The 19,203-nt window shown below is 69.2% G+C and carries 22 protein-coding genes and 1 pseudogene; 13 read left to right on the top strand and 10 right to left on the bottom strand.

The genetic code is table 11. The features are described 5' to 3' along the window. Positions 1–41: 41 nt before the first annotated feature. Both arfB and D1832_RS11945 read right to left on the bottom strand, forming a co-directional pair. On the bottom strand, positions 42–482 hold the full coding sequence (gene arfB / locus D1832_RS11940) for an alternative ribosome rescue aminoacyl-tRNA hydrolase ArfB (RefSeq protein ID WP_118914296.1): 441 nt from the start codon (positions 480–482) through the stop codon (positions 42–44). Between the two features lie 8 nt (positions 483–490). Then, the gene (locus tag D1832_RS11945) at positions 491–931 is read right to left on the bottom strand and encodes a MarR family winged helix-turn-helix transcriptional regulator (protein ID WP_047312550.1); all 441 of its coding nucleotides are present in this window, start codon (positions 929–931) and stop codon (positions 491–493) included. Between the two features lie 110 nt (positions 932–1,041). Here D1832_RS11945 and D1832_RS11950 point away from each other — a divergent pair, with 110 nt between their 5' ends. Next, positions 1,042–2,217, top strand: coding sequence for an MFS transporter (locus D1832_RS11950; RefSeq protein WP_118914298.1), 1,176 nt, complete (start codon positions 1,042–1,044; stop codon positions 2,215–2,217). A gap of 14 nt (positions 2,218–2,231) precedes the next feature. Here D1832_RS11950 and D1832_RS11955 read toward each other — a convergent pair whose 3' ends face one another. Further along, positions 2,232–3,728 carry a serine/threonine-protein kinase gene (locus tag D1832_RS11955; RefSeq protein WP_118914299.1) on the bottom strand — a complete coding sequence of 499 codons (1,497 nt, stop codon included), beginning with the start codon at positions 3,726–3,728 and terminating at the stop codon, positions 2,232–2,234. Between the two features lie 77 nt (positions 3,729–3,805). Here D1832_RS11955 and D1832_RS11960 point away from each other — a divergent pair, with 77 nt between their 5' ends. From D1832_RS11960 to D1832_RS11975, 4 genes are all read left to right on the top strand, one after another. Further along, the gene (locus D1832_RS11960; protein WP_118914301.1) at positions 3,806–4,096 is read left to right on the top strand and encodes a YciI family protein; all 291 of its coding nucleotides are present in this window, start codon (positions 3,806–3,808) and stop codon (positions 4,094–4,096) included. Continuing rightward, positions 4,096–4,476, top strand: a complete 381-nt coding sequence (locus D1832_RS11965; RefSeq protein ID WP_118914303.1) for a DUF488 domain-containing protein — start codon at positions 4,096–4,098, stop codon at positions 4,474–4,476. Before D1832_RS11960 ends, D1832_RS11965 begins: the two co-directional genes overlap by 1 nt. Next, positions 4,473–5,498, top strand: a complete 1,026-nt coding sequence (locus D1832_RS11970) for an alpha/beta fold hydrolase (protein WP_118914304.1) — start codon at positions 4,473–4,475, stop codon at positions 5,496–5,498. Before D1832_RS11965 ends, D1832_RS11970 begins: the two co-directional genes overlap by 4 nt. A 75-nt stretch (positions 5,499–5,573) precedes the next feature. Further along, complete coding sequence (locus D1832_RS11975; RefSeq protein WP_118914306.1) at positions 5,574–6,077, top strand: hypothetical protein; 504 nt, start codon at positions 5,574–5,576, stop codon at positions 6,075–6,077. Positions 6,078–6,121: 44 nt separating this feature from the next. Here D1832_RS11975 and D1832_RS11980 read toward each other — a convergent pair whose 3' ends face one another. Next, positions 6,122–6,844 (bottom strand): hypothetical protein, encoded by a 723-nt coding sequence (locus tag D1832_RS11980; RefSeq protein ID WP_147362693.1) that lies wholly within the window; start codon positions 6,842–6,844, stop codon positions 6,122–6,124. A 67-nt stretch (positions 6,845–6,911) separates the two neighbouring features. On the opposite strand from D1832_RS11980, the gene D1832_RS11985 reads away from it, so the two are divergent. Next, entirely contained in the window at positions 6,912–7,685 is a 774-nt protein-coding gene (locus D1832_RS11985) for a polyprenol monophosphomannose synthase (protein WP_118914309.1), read from the top strand. Positions 7,686–7,722: 37 nt separating this feature from the next. Here D1832_RS11985 and D1832_RS11990 read toward each other — a convergent pair whose 3' ends face one another. Continuing rightward, positions 7,723–8,235, bottom strand: a complete 513-nt coding sequence (locus D1832_RS11990; RefSeq protein ID WP_118914311.1) for a GtrA family protein — start codon at positions 8,233–8,235, stop codon at positions 7,723–7,725. Positions 8,236–8,339: 104 nt separating this feature from the next. Here D1832_RS11990 and D1832_RS11995 point away from each other — a divergent pair, with 104 nt between their 5' ends. The 4 genes and pseudogenes from D1832_RS11995 to D1832_RS12010 all read left to right on the top strand — a co-directional run bounded on the left by D1832_RS11995 (position 8,340) and on the right by D1832_RS12010 (position 12,445). Next, on the top strand, positions 8,340–10,019 hold the full coding sequence (locus tag D1832_RS11995; RefSeq protein ID WP_118914313.1) for an FAD-binding dehydrogenase: 1,680 nt from the start codon (positions 8,340–8,342) through the stop codon (positions 10,017–10,019). A 194-nt stretch (positions 10,020–10,213) separates the two neighbouring features. Then, positions 10,214–10,774 (top strand): annotated as a pseudogene (locus tag D1832_RS12000) (TetR family transcriptional regulator); the annotation flags it as partial. Between the two features lie 25 nt (positions 10,775–10,799). After that, positions 10,800–11,942, top strand: a complete 1,143-nt coding sequence (locus tag D1832_RS12005) for an AI-2E family transporter (protein WP_118914316.1) — start codon at positions 10,800–10,802, stop codon at positions 11,940–11,942. Then, positions 11,939–12,445 carry an NUDIX hydrolase gene (locus D1832_RS12010; protein WP_047312541.1) on the top strand — a complete coding sequence of 169 codons (507 nt, stop codon included), beginning with the start codon at positions 11,939–11,941 and terminating at the stop codon, positions 12,443–12,445. The genes D1832_RS12005 and D1832_RS12010 overlap by 4 nt, the downstream gene beginning before the upstream one ends. A gap of 36 nt (positions 12,446–12,481) precedes the next feature. Here D1832_RS12010 and D1832_RS12015 read toward each other — a convergent pair whose 3' ends face one another. From D1832_RS12015 to D1832_RS15880, 3 genes are read right to left on the bottom strand one after another with little or no spacing between them, the layout of a single operon-like run. Further along, complete coding sequence (locus D1832_RS12015; RefSeq protein ID WP_274541971.1) at positions 12,482–13,081, bottom strand: LuxR C-terminal-related transcriptional regulator; 600 nt, start codon at positions 13,079–13,081, stop codon at positions 12,482–12,484. Further along, positions 13,014–13,700, bottom strand: coding sequence for a sensor histidine kinase (locus tag D1832_RS15585; protein WP_241510999.1), 687 nt, complete (start codon positions 13,698–13,700; stop codon positions 13,014–13,016). Before D1832_RS15585 ends, D1832_RS12015 begins: the two co-directional genes overlap by 68 nt. Continuing rightward, positions 13,610–14,398 (bottom strand): hypothetical protein, encoded by a 789-nt coding sequence (locus tag D1832_RS15880; protein WP_241510998.1) that lies wholly within the window; start codon positions 14,396–14,398, stop codon positions 13,610–13,612. The genes D1832_RS15585 and D1832_RS15880 overlap by 91 nt, the downstream gene beginning before the upstream one ends. 146 nt (positions 14,399–14,544) lie before the next feature. Between D1832_RS15880 and D1832_RS12025 the strand changes: the two genes are divergently transcribed. The 3 genes from D1832_RS12025 (at position 14,545) to D1832_RS12035 (ending at position 16,759) form a co-directional block, all read left to right on the top strand. Then, positions 14,545–15,621, top strand: coding sequence for an ABC transporter permease (locus D1832_RS12025; protein ID WP_118914350.1), 1,077 nt, complete (start codon positions 14,545–14,547; stop codon positions 15,619–15,621). Further along, positions 15,618–16,307, top strand: a complete 690-nt coding sequence (locus tag D1832_RS12030) for an ABC transporter ATP-binding protein (protein WP_118914320.1) — start codon at positions 15,618–15,620, stop codon at positions 16,305–16,307. The genes D1832_RS12025 and D1832_RS12030 overlap by 4 nt, the downstream gene beginning before the upstream one ends. Before the next feature lie 128 nt (positions 16,308–16,435). Then, positions 16,436–16,759: an ASCH domain-containing protein gene (locus D1832_RS12035; protein WP_118914321.1), complete on the top strand. Its 324-nt coding sequence runs from the start codon at positions 16,436–16,438 to the stop codon at positions 16,757–16,759. Between the two features lie 4 nt (positions 16,760–16,763). Here the strand turns inward: D1832_RS12035 and D1832_RS12040 are convergent, their stop codons facing one another. Then, on the bottom strand, positions 16,764–18,551 hold the full coding sequence (locus tag D1832_RS12040) for an FUSC family protein (protein ID WP_118914323.1): 1,788 nt from the start codon (positions 18,549–18,551) through the stop codon (positions 16,764–16,766). Positions 18,552–18,669: 118 nt separating this feature from the next. Next, positions 18,670–19,197: a PadR family transcriptional regulator gene (locus D1832_RS12045; RefSeq protein WP_047312535.1), complete on the bottom strand. Its 528-nt coding sequence runs from the start codon at positions 19,195–19,197 to the stop codon at positions 18,670–18,672. Positions 19,198–19,203: the final 6 nt, after the last annotated feature.

Raw genomic sequence — 19,203 nt, forward strand, 5'->3', positions numbered from 1 at the left:
CTGAACCGGGTGAGCGTCCCCCGGGCGCCGGGTCAGGCGTCTCAGTCGAGGCCGGGCTTGCGACGCTGCTGCTTCGTCACGCTGCGCTGCTTCTTCGCCTCGAGGCGCCGCCGCTTCGAACCGCGCGTCGGCTGCGTCGGCCGGCGAGGCACCGGTGGGGCGACCGCCTCACGCAGGAGGGTAGCCAGGCGCTCGCGGGCGGCTGTGCGGTTACGGCGTTGCGAGCGGTGCTCGGCTGCGGTCACCGTCAGCACCCCGGCCGCGAGCCGCGCGTCGAGGGCTGCGAGCACGCGGGCGCGCTGGGTGTCGTCGAGCGCGCTCGTCGTCGTGAGGTCGAGGCTGAGCTGCACGCGCGAGTCGGTGGTGTTGACGCCCTGACCGCCCGGGCCGGAGGCGTGGGAGAACTGCTCCTGCAGCTCGGCGGCGGGGACGCGCAGGCCACGCGGGGCGCCAGGCCCCGGCATCACCGACAGATCGTCCACGTCAGAAGTCAGTGCTTCTCGACGAAGGCGACGAGGTCGGCGAGTTCTGGCTTTTCCCGGGCTGATTCGAGCGAGGCGGCGAGGACACGGTCGTGCGTGGGGCGGGCCTTCTCGTAGGCGGCGCGACCTTCCGGCGTCAGCTCCGTGTAGATGCCGCGCCGGTCGTCCGCGCAGATGATGCGCGTGAGGTAACCGCGGTCTTCGAGTCGGTTGACGAGCCTCGTGGTCGCGGAGGGGGAGAGGGCTGCTGCGCGCGCCACCTGCGCCATGCGGAGGTGGAACGTGCCGTCCTGGCGCGACAGGGCGTCGAGCACCGTGTACTCCACGACGGTCAGGCCGTGGCCCGCGACGAGCTCCTTCTCGAGACAGGTCTCGATGTGTCCGTGGAGTGCGGCGAGCGTGCGCCAGCCCGAGGCGCGGACCTCGACGGCGGTGTCAGCGATACCCATGAATTCAGTGTACGCCGCTTGCAATAGAGCGCGTGTGCAACTAACGTCACGCAAGTTAGTTGCACGCGCAATATTTTGCCGCATGGAATGAACCTCGAAAGGTTGCACTCATGCCTGTCGGACTGCTCGCCCTGGCCCTCGGTGGCTTCGGCATCGGGCTCACCGAATTCGTCATCGCCGGCCTGCTCACCCCGGTCGCGAACGACCTCGGGGTCTCCGTGCCCATGGCCGGCTACCTCGTGAGCGGTTACGCCCTCGCGGTCGTCTTCGGTGCGCTGGCGCTGCCGCCGCTCCTCGCGAAGTGGGCGCCGAAGCGTGCGCTGCTGCTCCTCATGGTGCTGTTCGTCGTGGGCAACGCGATCTCGACACTGGCACCCGGCTACGCCGCGCTCCTCGCCGGACGTGTCGTCGCGGCCCTCGCGCACGGCGCCTTCTTCGGCATCGGGTCCGTGCTCGCCTCGGCCCTCGTGGCCAAGGAGAAGCAGGCCGGCGCCATCAGCATCATGTTCGGTGGGCTGACGCTTGCCAACGTCCTCGGCGTGCCGATGGGCACCTTCGTCGGTCAACAGTGGGGCTGGCGCGCGACGTTCGCCACCATTGCCGTCGTCGGAGTCGTCTCCTTCGCCGGCATCGCAGCGCTCGTTCCGGACGCCCACGCCGAGTCGTCCGAACGTAGCCTCCGGGCCGAACTGGCCGTCTTCTCCCGGGCCCAGGTCTGGTACTCCCTCGGCATGACAGTGCTCGTCTTCGGCGGCATGTTCGGTGCGTTCATGTACATCGAGCCGCTGCTGACTCGCGTCACCGGTTTCGACGACGGCGCAGTGCCGTGGCTCCTCGTCCTCTTCGGCGTCGGGCTCTTCGGCGGCAATCTCCTCGGTGGGCGCCTCGCCGACGCAGCCCTGCGCCGCACCCTGACGACGTGGACGCTCGCGCTCGGCATCGTTCTCGTGGTCTTTGCGCTCGTGCCGGGCAACAAGGTGGCGGCGGCAGCACTCCTGCTCGCCATGGGCTTCTTCGGGTTCGGCACGGTGCCCGGCCTGCAGATGCGTGTCATGCGCTACGCCGACGAAGCGCCGACGCTCGCGAGCAGCGCGAACATCGCCGCGTTCAACGTGGGCAACTTCCTCGGCGTGTGGATCGGCGGCCTCGCCATCGCGGCCGGCCACGGCTTCGGTTCGCCGCTCTGGGTCGGCGCAGGCTTCGCGTTCGCGGGCCTCGGAGTGCTCCTGTTCGCCGACGCCCGCAGCAGCGCCCGCTCGACGGCAGCGGCGGCAGTGGCCTGCTGACCGCCGAGTTGCGCCTACTGGCGGCGAAGCTTGCCCTCGGCGAGTGCAATGCTCTGATGATCCTGCGGCGAGCAGCGCTGCGCTCTCAGCTCGAGCACGAGGCTGCGCACCCCCGTGACGTCGAGCGAGAGTGCTTTCGCCTTTTCGCTCGAGAAGTTCACGGTCTGCTTCGTGTCGCCGTCCAGGCGCACGACGACGGTGCCGGTGTCCCCCGAGGGGTTGGGGCGCGCGTTGAAGCCAGCGAGCAACTCCATCTGAGTGAACTCACCGTCGAGGGTGAAACGCACCGGACGTGTGCAGGTGGGGGGCGTGAGATCGCGGGCGACGACGGCGTCGTCGAAGTCACGCCCGTCGATCGTGGCGCTGTTCTTCTCCGCCTCGGAGCCGGCGAGACGACTGGACAGCGGAACCACCGTCGGTTGCGCCCGTGTCGTCGACGAGGAGGTGGTGGCCGATGGTTTCGCCTTCGTCTGCTCCGAGCCGGTGTCGCGCAACAACAGCCACGCGACGAGCGCGACGAGGCACAGCCCGACGACGAGCCCGACGCCGAGCGCGATGCTGCGACGGTGCGACGTGCTCTCGTCGTCATCGTCGGAGACGGTCTCGGGAGTGCTTCCGGAGGTCGGCAGTGCCGAACCGATGAGTCGCGTGGGGGGAGAGGCGTGCAGGGGAGCGGGGGCCGGCATCCCGGCGAAGCGCGGCACCATGTCGGCCAGCTGCGCCGCGACGGCGGAGGCGTCGTCGGGCCTGTCTCCCGGGTTCTTCGCCATGAGCGCCGCGACGAGGTGCCACAGCTCGTCCGGCATGCCGTCCGGGCGTCCGGGCGCGTGGTCGGCGTGCATCCGCAGGAGCGCGACCGGCGAATCGGAGCTGAACGGCACAATGCCGCACGCCATTTCGTACAGCGTGATGCCGAGGGCGTAGAGGTCGCTGGCACGTCCGCTCGGCAACCCGTCGCCGAGCTCGGGCGCGAGATACTGCGGGGTGCCGATGACGTTCGCCGTGCCGACGTGCCCCGTCGCCGTCACGGCGAGCGAGGCGATGCCGAAGTCCGCCAACTTCGGCTCGAGGCCGTTCGGGGTTTCGTCGAGAAGCACGTTCTCGGGCTTGAGGTCGCGGTGCAGGACGCCCGCGCCGTGCACCGCTGCGAGGCCGGCCGCGATCCGCGAACCGAGGGACGCCACCTCCGCAGGCGGAAGATTGCCGCGCTGCTGGAGCAGGCCGCGCAACGACGGCCCGCCGATGTAATCCATGACGATGGCGAGGCGCGGGCCCTCGACGACGAGGTCGTGGACGCGGATGACGTGAGGGCTGCGCAGATTGACGAGCAGGTTGCGTTCCTGGAGGAAACGCGCGACGACGGTGGGGTCGTCAGCCATCTCGGGGCGCAACAGCTTGAACGCGAGGGGGCGGCCGTCGACATCGCGACCGGCCCACACCTGACCCATCGCGCCCGCGCCGATTCGACGTTCGAGCACGTACCGGCTGCCCAGCTGCCAACTCTCCGACACGTGGTTTCCCTCCCTGCCCCGATCGCCTCGATCTTATGGTCTGCCCGGTGTCACTGGTGGCGAGTAGGCTCGAAGGCATGGCGATTTTCGCGGTCTCCTACCGCTACAGCGACGACGTCGCCGCGCGCGACACCCACCGCCCCGAGCATCGCGAGTTCCTCGCGCAGTGCAAGGGCCTCCTGCTCTCCGGGCCGCTCACCGACCCGCCCGGCGCGCTGCTGCTCGTCGCAGCCGACAGCGCCGAGCAGGTCGAGCAGCGTCTCGACGGCGACCCGTTCCGCCGTGAAGGGGTCATCGTCGAACGCGTCGTCCGCTCCTACGACCCGTTGCTCGGCAGCCTCGCGGGCGCCGTCGCCGCCCACCGCTGATGGCCACCCCCGACATCGAGGTGGGCAAGGTCCACACCGCGCGTGACGGTGAGGCGATGCGCGTGCTCGTCGACCGGTTGTGGCCCCGCGGAGTCTCGAAGGAACGAGCAGACCTCGACGAGTGGGCGAAGGACGCCTCCCCGAGCACGGACCTGCGCAAGGAGTTCCACGGCGGAGATCTGAGCTTCGAGCAGTTCGCCGACCGCTACCGAGCCGAGCTGGCCGACGGTGACGGTGCCGACGGGCTGGAGAAGCTCGCCGAGACCGTTCGCGGCGCCGACGGGCGCGTCCTCCTCCTCATCGCCGGTGACCCGACCGGTGACAACCACGCTCAGGTGCTCGCGCAGGCGCTGCGAGAGCAGATCGGAGAGAGCTCGTGAGTCCCGCCTCAGAAAACGAACCGGGCAACTCGAGCGCAGCCCTGGCCGCCGACGTCGACGTTCTCGACGCTGCCGCGGCCGAGGCGCTGCTCGCCGAGTCTCTCGCCACGAACGTCGACGAACCCGAACCCGACCTGCCGCCCATCACGACCGTCGAGGTCGACGGCGTCACGGTGCATCACCGCGACAGCGGCCACCACGTCTCGGGGCCCACCTACGTCCTCGTCCACGGCCTCGGCGGGAGCCTCGCGAACTGGGAGCCCGTCTGGCCCTACCTCGCGCGCCTCGGGCGGGTACTGACACCCGACCTCGCCGGCTTCGGGCGCACCGAGGCCGACGCCGGCCGTTCCGCGGTCGGCGACAACGTCGACCTGTTGAGCGCCTACCTCGACGTCGTGGACGCGCGAAACGTCGTGCTCGTCGGCAACTCGATGGGCGGGATGATCTCGCTGCTGCTCGCCGCGAAGGGCCACCCGCAGCTCGAGCGGCTCGTGCTCGTTGACGCGGTCGTGCCGTTCGGCCCCAAGGTGCGTCCGAACCCCCGGGTCGGTCTCACCTTCGCGCTCTACATGTGCCCGCCCCTCGCGCGCTTCGTCGTGCCGCGCTACGTCCAGCGTCGCGGCACCGACCAGATGGGCCTCGACGGCGTACTTGTTGTGGTGGCCGACCGTCGTCGCGTGCCGCGCTGGGTGTGGCGCCGGGCCGTCGAGGAGGCGCGGGCACTCACCGAGATCCAGAGCGCGGTGCCCTCCCTCGTGCGTGCTGCGCAGTCGATCGTCATCGCAGGAGCGTCGCGAAGCTACCGCCGCGCGCTGGCCGAGGTGACGGTGCCCGTCACGTTCCTCCAGGGAGACGCGGACGCGCTCGTGCCTGCCCGCGGCGTGCGCGCGGCGCTCGCGAGGGTTCCGGAGTGGAACTACGTCGAGGCCGAGGGCGTCGGCCACGTGCCGATGTTCGAGGCTGCGACCTGGACGGCTGCCGTCATTGCGGGCCGGATTCGCGGAAACATCACGAATATGTAACGGTGGGTGACTCGTGGGCGATGAACCCATGACCGAACGAGAGGCCAGAACCACGGGCCCGACGAGAGGAAAACCGTGCACCACCACGCTTTCACCCGAACTCGCCGCATCCTGCCGGCAACCGCGGCGAGCCTCGGGCTCGCGATGACGATGGCCGCCTGCGGCAGTGCGAACAGCGACGACGCCAGCCCCACTGTCACGACCTCCAGCGCGACGACGAACGCGGGCAAGCCCGGCGCGACGCCGGCCCTGCGCGCAGCCTGCATCGACACGAACGAGAAGGTCGTCTCGGCCAACTCCACCTGGAACAAGGCTGTCGACTCGCGCAAGGCGGCCGACCTCAGCAAGGCGTCGACCTCGATGGGCAAGCTCGCGCACGAACTGCGCGAGCAGGGCAAGAAGTCCGGTAACGCCAGCTTCAAGCAGAAGGCGGACGCCGTCGCCAAGAACGTTGACACGCTGACGAAGGCCAAGACGCCCTCGAAGACCGTCGACACGAACACCTACAACGACGCGGTCGACGACCTCACGTCCTACTGCGGCCAGATGTTCCCGTCGGCGACGAAGAAGTCGGCCTGACGCACTTCATCGGGCAGAGTTGAGCCGCTCGATTCCCGGGCCCCTCACCTCTCGTCGAGGGCTCTGATGCGAGTCTCCGCCACCGCGAGGGCGGCCTGTGCACTGTCACGGGCCGCCTTCGCGGCGGCATAAGCGTCTTCCGCAGCGCTCAACCGGCGGCGGGCCCGCTCGACCTCCTGCATCGCCGTGCGACGTTCGGCGTCCCGCGCGGCAGCCTCTCGCTCGGCCTCCCGGTCGGCTGAGTCGGTGTTCACGATGCGAAGAGCGGCACGGCCGCGCGCGGCTGCGTCCCGATGTGCGAGCGCGTCCGACAGGTCAACCTCACCCCACCCCGAATAGCGCAGGCCCCGCACCAGGGTGCGGCTCGCGACGGCGGCCTCGGCGCTGGGGTCGGCTGTCGCGGCGAGCAGCGTGCAGCGAACCTCGTCGCGCGCCGCCGGTGAGACGGAGACGGTTGCGAGGACGGCGTCGAGCAGGCGGTGACGTTCGGACGTGAGGCGTTTCATCTCGTCGGTGTCGAGGCGCGTCTGAGCAGCCCGTAGGGCGGTGCCGACGGCGAGGAGTTCACCGAGCGGCTGATCCTCCAGGTGATTGACGGTCTCCGCGGCCATCGTGGGTTTGCGCAGCGCCGTGATCGCGCGGGCGACATCGGCGGCGCCCTCACTCTTCGCCCGAGCCGCGAGTTCCTTGCGGACCCGCACGAAATCGGCTGCCGGTCCGTCGTAGAGGCGACGGACGGCGTCATCGAGGCTGATCGGCGCGGGCATGCTCACCATTGTGCGGCCCATGGGTTACGTTTGCTGTCTCGTCCCCGTCGCCTGACGAAAGTTACCCATGCCCGCGTTGCCCTCGGCGCAGGAGCGCCCCGCGATCGATCGCGTGCTCGTGCTCCTGCCGACTTACGACGAGCGCGAGAACCTTCCTCGGATCCTCGAGCGCGTCCATGCCGCTGTTCCGCATGCGGACATCCTCGTCATCGATGACAACTCGCCCGACGGCACCGGTGAGATGGCCGACGATTTCGCCGCCTCAAGCGCGCACATCCACGTGCTGCACCGTCGGGGCAAGGAGGGGCTCGGGAAGGCGTACCTCGCAGGATTCGCCTGGGGTCTCGAACGCGGTTACGACGCTCTTGTCGAGATCGATGCCGACGGCTCGCACCCCGCAGAGGAACTACCGGCGATGCTCGAGCTGGCTCGCCAAGCCGACCTCGTCATCGGCTCGCGCTGGATCAAGGGCGGGTCGGTGGTCAACTGGCCCAAGCAGCGCGAGGTCCTCAGCCGAGGAGCCAACCTCTACGTGCGCGCGTTGCTCGGTACGCACGTCCACGACGCCACGGCCGGGTACCGCGTGTACCGCGCCCCGATGTTGCGGGCCATCGACCTCGACGGGATCACGACGAGCGGATACGGCTTCCAGGTCGACCTCACCCTGCGTGTCCTCGAGGCTGGCGGCGTCGTCGTCGAGCACCCGATCTGCTTCGCGGAGCGAGAGTTCGGCGTCTCGAAGATGTCGCGCGACATCATCGCCGAGGCCTTCACGCTCGTGACGACGAGCGGTCTGCAGCATCGGGCCCGCCAGATGAAGGCGCTCCTGCCGGGGCGCTGATCGCGGTCGCCGGGCGCAGGTAGCGGCTGCGTCGCGGCTACTTCTCGTGTGCGTCGCGGTGCGTGGGCGGTGCACCCTGTTCGGCGGCCTTGCCAAAGACGACCGTGCGGTAGAGCACGAACCGCATGAGCGTGCCCAGGCCGATGCCCAGAACCACGTGCACGTTGACCCAGAACGGCTTCGTCACGTCGAGGACGTAGTGGGCGAACGCGACCCACGCCGAGGTGACCGCGAGCGCGACGCCGTTGACGCCGAAGAACAGGGCCACCTCGTGATGGACCGGGCGCCCCTCGCGTTCGCGGAACGTCCAGTACCGGTTGCCGAGCCAGGCGAAGACGGTGGCGACGGCACCCGAGAGGATCTTCGCCGTCGTGTACTTGTCGCTCAGCGCACCGTGGATGAGGACGTTGAACAGGCCGAGGTCGATGACGGCGGCGAAGGCGCCGACGAAACCGAATGTGCTTACCTCGCGCCAGAACGTCGACAAGGGGGACGACGAGGGCTCCTGTTCCGCTTCGGGTTTCGAAGCCGCGGTGTCCTGGGTCGTCATGGTGCCCGAGTCTAGCGGCGCCCCCTCGGCTCGACGGTAAACGGCCCGGGTGACAGGAGGCCTCACTTATCGTGACGGCAACGATGCAGAGGGAGTGATGGGGCATGACTGAACGAACGTTCGACACGATCGTCGTGGGAGCAGGGCTCGCCGGTCTCGTGGCGGCCGCGGAGCTGACGGCGCGGGGGCGCCGGGTCGCCGTCGTCGAGCAGGAGAACCGGGCGAACCTCGGTGGGCAGGCTCACTGGTCCTTCGGCGGTCTCTTCCTCGTCGACTCTCCTGAGCAGCGTCGCCTGCGTGTGCGCGACAGCCTCGAGCTGGCGTGGGCCGACTGGTGCAACAGTGCTCAGTGGGACCGCCTCGACGGCGAGAACGCCGAGGACACGTGGGGGCGCGCCTGGGCTCGTGCCTACGTCGAGTGGGCGGCCGGCGGCAAGCGCGAGTGGCTGCGCGAGAACGGCATCAACCTCACGCCGATGGTCGGCTGGGCCGAGCGCGGTGACGGGCGTGCCGACGGCCACGGCAACTCGGTGCCGCGCTTCCACATCGCCTGGGGGACGGGCACGGGCGTCAGCGGGCCCTTCGTCGAGAAGGCGCTCGACGCCGAGAAGCGCGGGCTGCTCACCTTCTTCCACCGCCACCGCGTCGACGACCTCGTGACGACGAGCGGCGCCGTCACCGGTGTGCGCGGCACGGTGCTCGCGCCGGACGACGCCGAGCGCGGCGTCGCCTCGAACCGCGATGCCGAAGGTGACTTCGAGCTCGAAGCACCCTCTGTGATCGTGGCGAGCGGCGGAATCGGTGGCAATCACGACCTCGTGCGTCGCTGGTGGCCCGAGAGCCTCGGCACCCCGCCGTCGTCGATGATCACCGGCGTGCCGGAATACGTGGACGGACGCATGCTCGACGTGGCCGAGAGTGCCGGCGCGCGCCTCGTCAACCGTGACCGCATGTGGCACTACACCGAGGGCATCCGCAACTGGAACCCCGTGTGGCCGCAGCACGCCATCCGTATCCTGCCCGGCCCGTCGCCGTTGTGGTTCGACGCGATCGGCCGACGCATGCCGCAGCCCTGCCTGCCCGGTTTCGACACGCTCGGCACGCTGCGCCACCTGCGTACCGACCCTGCGATCAGCGCGTTCGACCACTCCTGGTTCATCGTGACGAGCAAGATGCTGGAGAAGGAATTCGCGCTCTCGGGTTCGGAGCAGAATCTCGACCTCACCTCGGGCAGTCGCAAGGAAGTCGTCAAGGCCCGCCTGGCCTCCGGCGCGCCGAAGGCCGTGGCCGACTTCGTCGAACACGGCGCCGATTTCGTCGTCGCCGACACGATCGACGAACTCGTGGCGAAGATGAACACACTCACGGACGAACCGCTGCTCGACGCCGACGCTGTGCGCACGCAGATCGAGGAGCGGGACCGGCAAATGGGCAACCCGTACTCCAAGGACGTTCAGGTCATGACGATCCACAACGCCCGCAACTACCTCGGGGACAAGCTCGTCCGGGTGAGTTCGCCGCACCGGGTTCTCGACCCGAAGGCCGGCCCACTTGTCGGTATCAAGCTGCACGTCCTGACCCGCAAGAGCCTCGGCGGCATCCAGACCGACCTGCAGTCTCGCGTGTTGGACGCCGACGGGAACGCCGTCCCGGGTCTCTTCGCGGCCGGTGAAGCCGCTGGGTTCGGAGGTGGAGGCGTGCACGGATACAACGCACTCGAGGGGACGTTCCTCGGCGGCTGCCTTTTTTCCGGGCGCGCGGCCGGGCAAGCGGCGGCGGGGTGATTCGGCCTCTGGCCTAATAATCTGTACCTAGAAGTCTTTTTACGGCTTCAAACGCGTATGACAGGCGTCCGACTTGTCCTGTAATTGCACTACGCTGCGTAATTCAGGAAAGGGGAGTCCGTGGATCGCATGTCACGTCGCGAAATAAAACAGGATCGGGCCCATGAGACTCGAGCGCGAATCTCGAGGGTGCTACTGAAGCGTTCGCAGAGCGCGGGTTCGCCGGCGCGACGGTTGCTGACATGCTGAAGCGGTCGGGAGTCACGAAGGGCACCCGGTACTTCCACTTCGAGACGAAGGAAGAAGTCGCCGACGCGGTACTTGCGGCCCACGGAGATTGGATGGTGAAGGCCGCCGAGTCGGTGCCCGGACGCGGCGCGCAGAAGCTGATCAATCTCGGTTATGTCGTGTGCAACGCGCTGGCCACGGATGTCCTTTTCCAGGCCACGGCCCGGCTCGCCGTCGAGCGTGAAACCTACGGCGAGGGACGCCCGGCGTCCTTCCACATGTGGGAGTCGATGGCGCGCCACCTGATCGAGAGCCTGGACTGCGACGGCGCTTTTGCCAAGAGGATCGACGCCGAACGCGTGGCGCGGATGCTCACCGTGGCCCTGCTCGGGTTGCACCTCACGTGGCAGGCCGCCGGGCACGAGCAGGGCCTGCACGAGGAAGTGGAGTACTTCTGGCGAACCATCGCCCCGGTGCTCATTGCCCCCTCCGAGTACGAGGCCCTCGAACTGAGCCGTCCGGCCTGAGCTCTCGACGTGGGAAACTGGCCCGATGAACGAGCCGGTTTCCCCTGACAAGGCGCGCGCGAGCGTCCCGTTCGGCATCCGCCTCGCGGGTGCCTGGTCGGGCTACCTCCTGCTCATCGCAGCCGCAGTGGCGCTCGTGTTCTGGGCCCTGGCAAAGCTTGGCCTCGTGACCGTTGCGCTCGTCACCGGCATCATGGTGGCGGCGCTCCTGCAGCCGCTCGTGGCGTGGCTCGTGCGCCGAGGCCTCGGGCGCGGGCTCTCGGCCGTCATCTCCTTCTTCGTCGGATTCGGGTTCGTCGCGCTGCTCGTGTGGTTCGTCTGGGCCCAGGTGGCCGGTTCCAGCGGCGAGTTCGCGAGTCAGTTCGGCGGCGCCCAGCGCGGTGCGCGTGACTGGTTGGTCGACGGTCCGCTCGGCCTCGACCCGGCCACTGCGAACACCTACACCGTCGATCTGGCCAAAACGGTGAGCGAGCACTCCGGCGACATCACCGCACAGGCCGGCGGCTATCTCGGTCAGGCGGCAGGCGCGCTGTCGGGTTTCGTCCTGACGCTTTTCTGTGTTCTCTTCCTTCTCGCCGACGACGGCTCCATCTGGCGCTGGTGCGTGCGGGTGCTCCCGCGCCCCGCCCACAACTATGCGGATCTCGCCGGCGCGGCAGCATGGAGGACGCTCGTCGTCTACATGCGATCGCTCGTCCTGCTCGCCGTACTCAACGCCGGGGCGATGCTGCCGGTCATGTGGATCGCCGGTGTCCCACTGGCCGTCCCCCTCACCGTGGCGCTGTTCCTCGGCTCCCTGGTGCCGCTCGTCGGCGTGCTCGTCGCGGCGGTCCTGCTGTTCGTCATCGCTCTCGTCAGCAAGGGCATCGTCACCGCGATCGTGATGATGGTGGCGCTCGCCCTCGTCATCCAGCTGTTCGGCAATCTCGTCAACCCGATCATTCTGGGCAAGTTCGTCGATCTCCACCCGCTCGTCATCCTGCTCGGCGTCACCGCCGGCACCGTGCTCGGAGGGGCTTTCGGCGCCTTCACCGCGGTGCCGCTGATCGCCGTCGTCAACAACATGGTCAAGGTGATGCGCCGCTACCACGTCTCGGGAGAGGTGGACGAGGACCTCGACCACGTCCCGGAGGCGCGTCTTGAGAACCTCGTCGAGGAGTCACTGTGAACGCTGCGAACCCTTCACCCCTGCGGATGGCGGCGCTGCGCCTCTACAAGTGGCTGCCGGTCGGCATCAGCCACCGCATCGTCCACGCGATCCAGCCGACGTTCACGGCGGGTGCCGTTGCGATCATCGAGTACGACGGTCGGGTGCTCGCGCTGCGTCAGGTGCACCGCAAGGGCTGGTCGCTGCCCGGCGGGCTCATCGACGGCGGTGAACAGCCGCGCGACGCCGTCATCCGTGAGGTGCGCGAGGAGACCGGCCTGACGATCGAACCGGGTGGCGCGATGGCCACGTACTTCGTGCCGGAGATTCGGCACATCGACGTCATCTTCCGCGTCCACTGCGAAACGAAACCGCACGTCGAGGTGGCCAGTGAGGCCCTCGAATCGGGCTGGTTCGCCCTCGAGGAACTGCCCGAACCCGACGACTCGACGCGCCGCATCCAACACGCCGTGAAACTCGCGCGCGTGGCTCCGCAGCCGGGTCACCTCGTCGACCCCTCCTGAACTGACATGGTGATTGCCTCACCACATCGAATTCCGTCAGCGCAGGATGCCGGCAGTGCGGGCCTTGGCGACGGCGTCGGTGCGGGAGGTGGCCCCGAGCTTCTCGTTGATGTGCACGAGGTGGGTCTTCACGGTGGCCTCGGAAACGAAGAGTGCCTTGGCGATCGCGCGGTTCGTCGCGCCGTCGGCGACCCGTTCCAGAACGTCCACCTCGCGCGCCGTGAGAGAGGCTGTCGGCTGCGCGAGGCGGGTGACGAGGCGCTGCGCTACGGCCGGTGCGAGCACCGTCTCGCCGCGTGCCGCGCGGTGGACGGCGTCGACGAGGGTCTCCGGTGGGGCGTCCTTGAGCAGATAGCCGCCGGCGCCCGCCTCGACGGCGCGCAGGATGTCGGTGTCCGTGTCGTAGGTCGTGAGGATGAGCACCGCGGGGGCGCATCCGCGGCCACGGATGGCCGCCGTCGCACTCACACCGTCCATGCCGTCGCCCATCTGCAGGTCCATGAGGACGACGTCGGGCGGTGTTCCGGTGGCCGTGAGCCGATCGAGTTCGGCGATGGCCTCCGCGCCGTCACTCGCTTCGGCGAGAACGTCGATGCCCGACGCCACGAGCAGGGCCCGCAGGCCGGCGCGGACCACGGGATGGTCGTCGGTGAGCAGCACCGTGGTCACAGGGCGCCTCCGTTCGTCGTGACGGGCGATGGTGCGGCAGGCGAGGTGGCCGTCGGGATCCTGACGAAGAGCGCCGCCCCTTCACCGGGGGCCGACTCGACCTCGAGCTGCCCGCCGAGTTCGACGAGCGCTCGCGGATGGCACGCAGGCCGAATCCGCTGCCACCGAGCGGGGCGCGCTCGACGGCGGCCTCGTCGAAGCCGATACCGTCGTCGATGATCTCGAGCGTCACGTCGGTGGGCGAGTAGGCGAGCGTCACCCCGGTGCGCGAAGCCTGGGCATGGATGCGCACGTTGGCGAGACCGCTCTGTGCCATGCGCAGCAACGCGACCTCGACGGGGGACGGCAGCGGGCGGGCCTCTCCGTCGCACGTCGTGGACACCGCGATGCCCGTCTGTTCGCCGAGGCGCTCGGCGAGGCGGCGGAGGGCCGCGAACAGGGGAGCGTCGGCGAGTTCCGTCGGCGCGAGGGCGCGGACGACCTCGCGGGACTGCGTCAGCCCTTCCGCGGCCTGTTCCTCGATCTGACACAGCAGCGTGCGGTCGCCGTCCTCGCGCGCCAGCCCGGCGCGCGCGAGGAGCAGGATGCTGGAGAAGCGCTGGGCGAGGGTGTCGTGGATGTCGCGGGCGAGGCGCTCGCGCTCGGCGAGGACACCGGCGCGGTGCTGAGCGTGCGCCAGTTCCTCCTGGGCGGCGAGGACGGCGTCCTGCGCAGCGACGAGCTGGTCGACGAGGAGGTTGCGGGCGTCGTTCTCACGCCGCAGTTGACGTACACCCATGCGATACCGAGGGCGACGAGCATGCCCATGAACGGGCCGATGAGGCTGCCCGGTCCCCGCGTCGAGTTCGAGCTCGCGAGAGCGACGACGCTCGCAACGAGCACGACAGCGACCAGGGCCGCGGCGAGCGCGCGTCGCGCGACGTAGAGGACGAGGAAGTAGAACGCGAACGCCAGCCACGCAAAGTCGGCAGCCACGGCGAGGAGCGCGATCCACGCCACGACGAGCGCTGAGATCCACACCTGGGCGAGCTGTTCGCGGCGCGCGTCGGAGACCGGACGGCGCTCCAGCGTGAGGCCGAAACAGTAGAGGCCCATGAACAGCGCCGACGCGACGAACAGGAGCGCGAGGTGCGGCGCCGTCGTCGTCTGCGTGAGAAGCGCACGCGCGAGCCCGACGACGAAGAGCAGGACGAAGAGCACGTGCATGGCGGCCTGCATGGCGCGGATTGCGCGCGCCGTCTCGGGGCGTCGGGCTGTGGCGGACGGCGGCGGGTGGGCACTCATCGTCCCTTCATTCTGCCTTGGCGACGCGCGCGGCGGTGTCAACCGAACGGTTGAGGTGGGCCTCGCCGAGCGGTCGATGTGTGCGCGCGGGAACGGCGATGGAATGGAGATAGTCACTCCCGCACCGCTTGTTCGGAAAGGCTGAGATGTTTCTCGGATCCCGCGACCTGCGCCACGCCAAGGGCAGGTTCGCGCTCATCGGCGGCGTGGTCGCTCTCATCACGCTGCTCGTCGTCATGCTGACGGGGCTCGCGGCGGGCCTCGGGCGTGAGAGCGTTGCCGCCGTCTCGACGATGCCGGATCGCGGCGTCTCCCAAATCGCCTTCTCGCAGCCGGCCCAGGGGCAGAAGGTCGGCTTCGACTCCTCTCGCGTCGCGTCGTCCGCGGTGAAGGACGCGGCCGACCAGCCCGGCGTCACGGAGGCGACGTCACTGGCGATCGCGCAGAGCCGCGTCAGCGTCGACGGTGTCCGCTCGGCCGTCACGGTCTTCGTCGTCGAGGACGGATCGTTCGCCGCGCCGTCGGGCGTTCGTCCCGGCTCGGTCGTCGTCGGTTCGGGCCTCGGCAAGGACGCGAACGTCGCGGCCGGTGACTCGATCACGTTCGGCGACAAGTCCGTTCGCGTTCAGGCGGTGAGCGACGACGCGTCCTACCAGCACGTTCCCGTCGTCTGGATGACACAGGCCGACGCCAAGGCTGCGGGCGTCCAGACCGCGGGCGGCACCTCGCTCGCCCTGCTGAAGACCGACGGTTCGTTCGATGCTGCAGCGTTCGAGAAGCAGAGCGACCTCGTGGCGATGACACCGAACGATTCCCTGTCCACCATCTCCGCCTACCAGGCCGAGAACGGTTCGCTCACTCTCATGCGCGTCATGCTCATGCTCGTCTCGGCCCTCGTCGTCGGAGCGTTCTTCACGATCTGGACCATCCAGCGCACGAAGGACCTCGCCGTGCTCAAGGCGATCGGTGCCCGCACGAGCTACCTCGTGCGTGACGCCCTCGGCCAGGCCGCGATTCTCCTCCTCATCGGCGGTGGCCTGGGCACGCTCATCGCGACCGTCGGCGGGTTGCTCGCCCGAGACGTCGTCCCCTTCGTCGTCAGCCCGACGACGACCCTCGTCCCCCTCGTCCTTCTCATGGTTCTCGGTCTGCTCGGCGCGCTCGTCAGCCTGCGCCGCATCGCGACCGTCGACCCCAACTCAGCGCTAGGAGCTGCACGATGAGCCTCATCGTCGATGACGCCGTTCTCACCTTCCCCGACGGCGCCGGTCGCATCACCGCGGTCGACCACGTCAGCCTCAGCGTCGGACCCGGCGAGTTCGCCGCCGTCACCGGCCCGTCCGGTTCGGGTAAGTCGTCGCTCCTCGCCGTGGCGGGTCTGCTGCAGACGCCGGACTCGGGCAGCGTCGCGATCGGTGGCCGTGTCGTCTCGGGCCTGTCGCGCAAGGACGCGGCCGCGGTGCGCCTGTCGTCGATCGGCTTCGTCTTCCAGGAGAGCAACCTCATCGCGTCGCTCACCGCCGCGGAACAACTCGAAGCCGTGGCCCGCCTCGACGGGCGCAAGGGCAAGGCCGTCCAGGGTCGCGCGATGGAACTGCTCGAGGCAGTCGACCTCAAGGACGCCGCGAGCCGTCGTCCGGCGCAGCTGTCGGGCGGTCAGCGTCAGCGCGTGGGTATCGCCCGGGCGCTCATGAACTCACCCGAGCTGCTCCTCGTCGACGAACCGACGTCGGCGCTCGACTCCGAGCGCAGCTCTGCCGTCATGCGCCTCATCGGCGACGTGACGCGTGACTCCGGCGTCGCGACGCTCATGGTGACGCACGACCTGCCGACGCTCACCGCCGTCGACTCCGTGTACGAGATGGTCGACGGTCGGCTGAGCCGCTCCGAGCGGGCCGAGGCCGCCTGACGTACCACGAGTTCACAGGCGCACCGTACGCGCGGGAAGCGATCGTCGCTTCTCGCGCGTTCGTGCATCGGTCGGGAACACGTCGGGATCTCGCCCACCTCGTGGGCGCCGAGTGCCATCCTGGCGGCATGCAGCAGGTCGACTTCGCCGAGGGATACTTCGACGCCGTGAGCGTCGGCACGAAGGCCACCACCGTGCGATGGAAGGAGAACATCGCACCCGGCGCTGCCCGGTTCGCCTTCGGTGCTCGCAGTCTTCGTGGCCGGGTCGAGTCGGTCACGAGCCACGCGGCAGCGACCCTCACGGCCGAGCAGGCGGACGCTCCGCCCGGCACCGACATGCGGGAGTTCGTGGAAGCTCTGCGACGTAACTATTACGCCGAGATGCCGGACGACGCGGTGGTCGAGGTCGTACGGTTCGTCGTCGAGAGGGACGACGAGAACTCCGGGTAGTGCGTCAGCTGCGGCGCGCGAGCCCGACCGCGAGCACCTCGTCGAGGCCGGTGGCCACCGTGGTGGAGTCGACGACCTGCGTCGAGATCGGCGGCAGATCGTGGATGAGGCGCGTGAGGCGGGCGCTCATCGCTTCGGCGTCGAGCAGCTTGAGTGGGTCCGCGGTCCAGCACGCGGCGAGCGTCACGTAGGACGTGGAGTTGAGGCTGGCCTCCACCTCCTCCCAGGTTCCGAGGGTGTGCGGCAGATCGGTGGCCGCCATCGCGAGCACGTGGTCGGCCTCGAGCTGTTCGAAGACGAGATCCCGCCGGGCGGCGACGCCCCGGTCCGAATCCTGCTGGCCGTCGGCCATGAGCACGAGCACGCGCTGAAGCGCTCGCAGCGAGCGGCGGAACTGCCTGCGCACCAAACGGATCGGCAGACGTCGCGCGAACGCCCACAAGATGACGACACAGATGGCGCACGAGAGCGCCGTCTCGAAGACGCGGTCGAGCATCAACTCGGTCGTCGGTGCGTGCGACGAGCCGACGGAGGCCACGAGCAACGCCATCGGTGTGATGAACATCGAACCGAGCGCGTAGTTGCTCACGACCGACCACTGCAGGAGGAAGACGCACACGAGCGCGATGACGATGACCCACCAGTCGGTCGGTCCGGCCAGACTGACGAGGAAGAACAGGCCGACGCCGACGACGGTGCCGACGAAGCGGTGGCCGGCGCGGTGCGTCAGCGAGAGTCGGTCACCGTTGAGGGAGACGAGCAGCGCCGTTGTCATGACGGCCCAGTACGGGTGTGAGACGCCGAGGGCGTACGCGATGACGCAGGTGGCGAGCACCGCGAGCGCGGCCCGGCGCGCGATGAGCGAGGGCAGGGAAGAGCGGGACAGCCCCCACTCGAGCAGGTAACGCCGCGGCGGACGCCCGAGGTAGCGCGCCTGGAGCATCGTCGGGACGGCGATGTCGGCGTCGGGCAGGCGGGTGGCGGCGGTGCGTTGGACGACGGCGATGTGCATCTTGCGCACCTGCGCCGTGAGATCACGCAGGTGCGGGTTGCGGTTGCGGCGTCCCGCGGCGAACGCGACGGCCCACGCGGCGTTGAAGATCGAGCCGTATGCGGCGTCGCGCAGGCGGCCCGTCTCGACGAAGTCGCCGTCGGGGTCGCTGGCGAAGTATTCGTCACACGCCTCCTGTGCGTCCTCGACGGCTTCGTCCTCGGGCGTGTGCCGGAACGGCCACTGCAGCGCGAGGCTGAGTGTGCTCGACATCACGGCGCCCAGGGACGCGGCGAGTACGAACGTCGAACCGGCCACGCCTGTCGTGGGCAGGTAGGTGCCGATGGCCGGGCCGATCGTGAGGAACACCGGCCCGGGCGGGTCGCCGACGAGCGCGTGGTAGAGCAACACACTGACGCCGGCAATCGCCGTCAGGGCGAGGGTGGTGAGAAGCGCGTTGCCCGCGACGCTCACGCCGATGGTCAGGGCGAGGGCGTAGGCGAGTGTCATCGAGGCGAGGATCGTGACGCGGTGGCGCCACGTGCGTCGCACGCTGACGGTGCACAGGAACGTTCCGGTGAGGCCGAGCAAACCCATCTTCGGACCGAAGATCAGCGACAGCGTGAGCACGGTGAGGGTCACGCAGGTCGTGATGTGCGCAGCCACCTTCCAGCGTCCCGGAGAGGGCTTCACCTCGACGAAGGTGTGTAGCTCGTCGGCCACGCGCCTCTTCGTCACGCCACGGCGTCGCGCGACGCGCCGCACCTCGGGCGGGACGAGGAGCATGGTCAGCCGGGACATGACTCCTATTTTGTCGGCCCGGCGCCGTGCACGGCCACCGAGCGTGCACCGGATACCGAACACACGAACGCGGGCCCGGTGTGACCCGGACCCGCGCACGGTGTGGTTCGCGCAGGGGTCAGCTGCGCGCCAGTCGCTCCTCGACGTAATCGAGCCAGCGCAGTTCGGCCTCGTCGGCGAAGATGAGCGACTCGAGGACGAGCTCGTCGGCGCCCACACCAGGCGGGGTCTCACCGAACGACCGGCGCGGTTTCGAGCGGTTGAGTTCGCGCAGGTGCGTCAACGTCGCAGCCCGTTGCGCCGAGACGATAGCCCGAACGTCGACGCCCGGCATCGTCACGGCGAGGGCCAACTTGATGGCCAGTTCGTTGCGGGGCGTGACGTCCCGCGGCACCGCCTGATCCCACCAGCCGAGCACCTCGGCGCGGCCGGCGTCGGTGAGCCGGTAGGGGATGCGCCCGTCGGCGTCCGGCGTACCGGCGCCCTCGACGAGACCGTCGCGCTCGAGGCGCCCCAACGTCGTGTAGACCTGACCGATGTTCAGCGGCCACTGACCGCCGGTGCGAGCCTCGAACTCGGCCTTGAGCTGGGCGCCGTACATCGGCTGGGAGTCGAGAAGGGCGAGAAGACTGTTACGAACACTCATGACAGC

The sequence above is a fragment of the Dermacoccus abyssi genome (assembly GCF_003515945.1).
Taxonomy (GTDB): Bacteria; Actinomycetota; Actinomycetes; order Actinomycetales; family Dermatophilaceae; genus Dermacoccus; species Dermacoccus abyssi.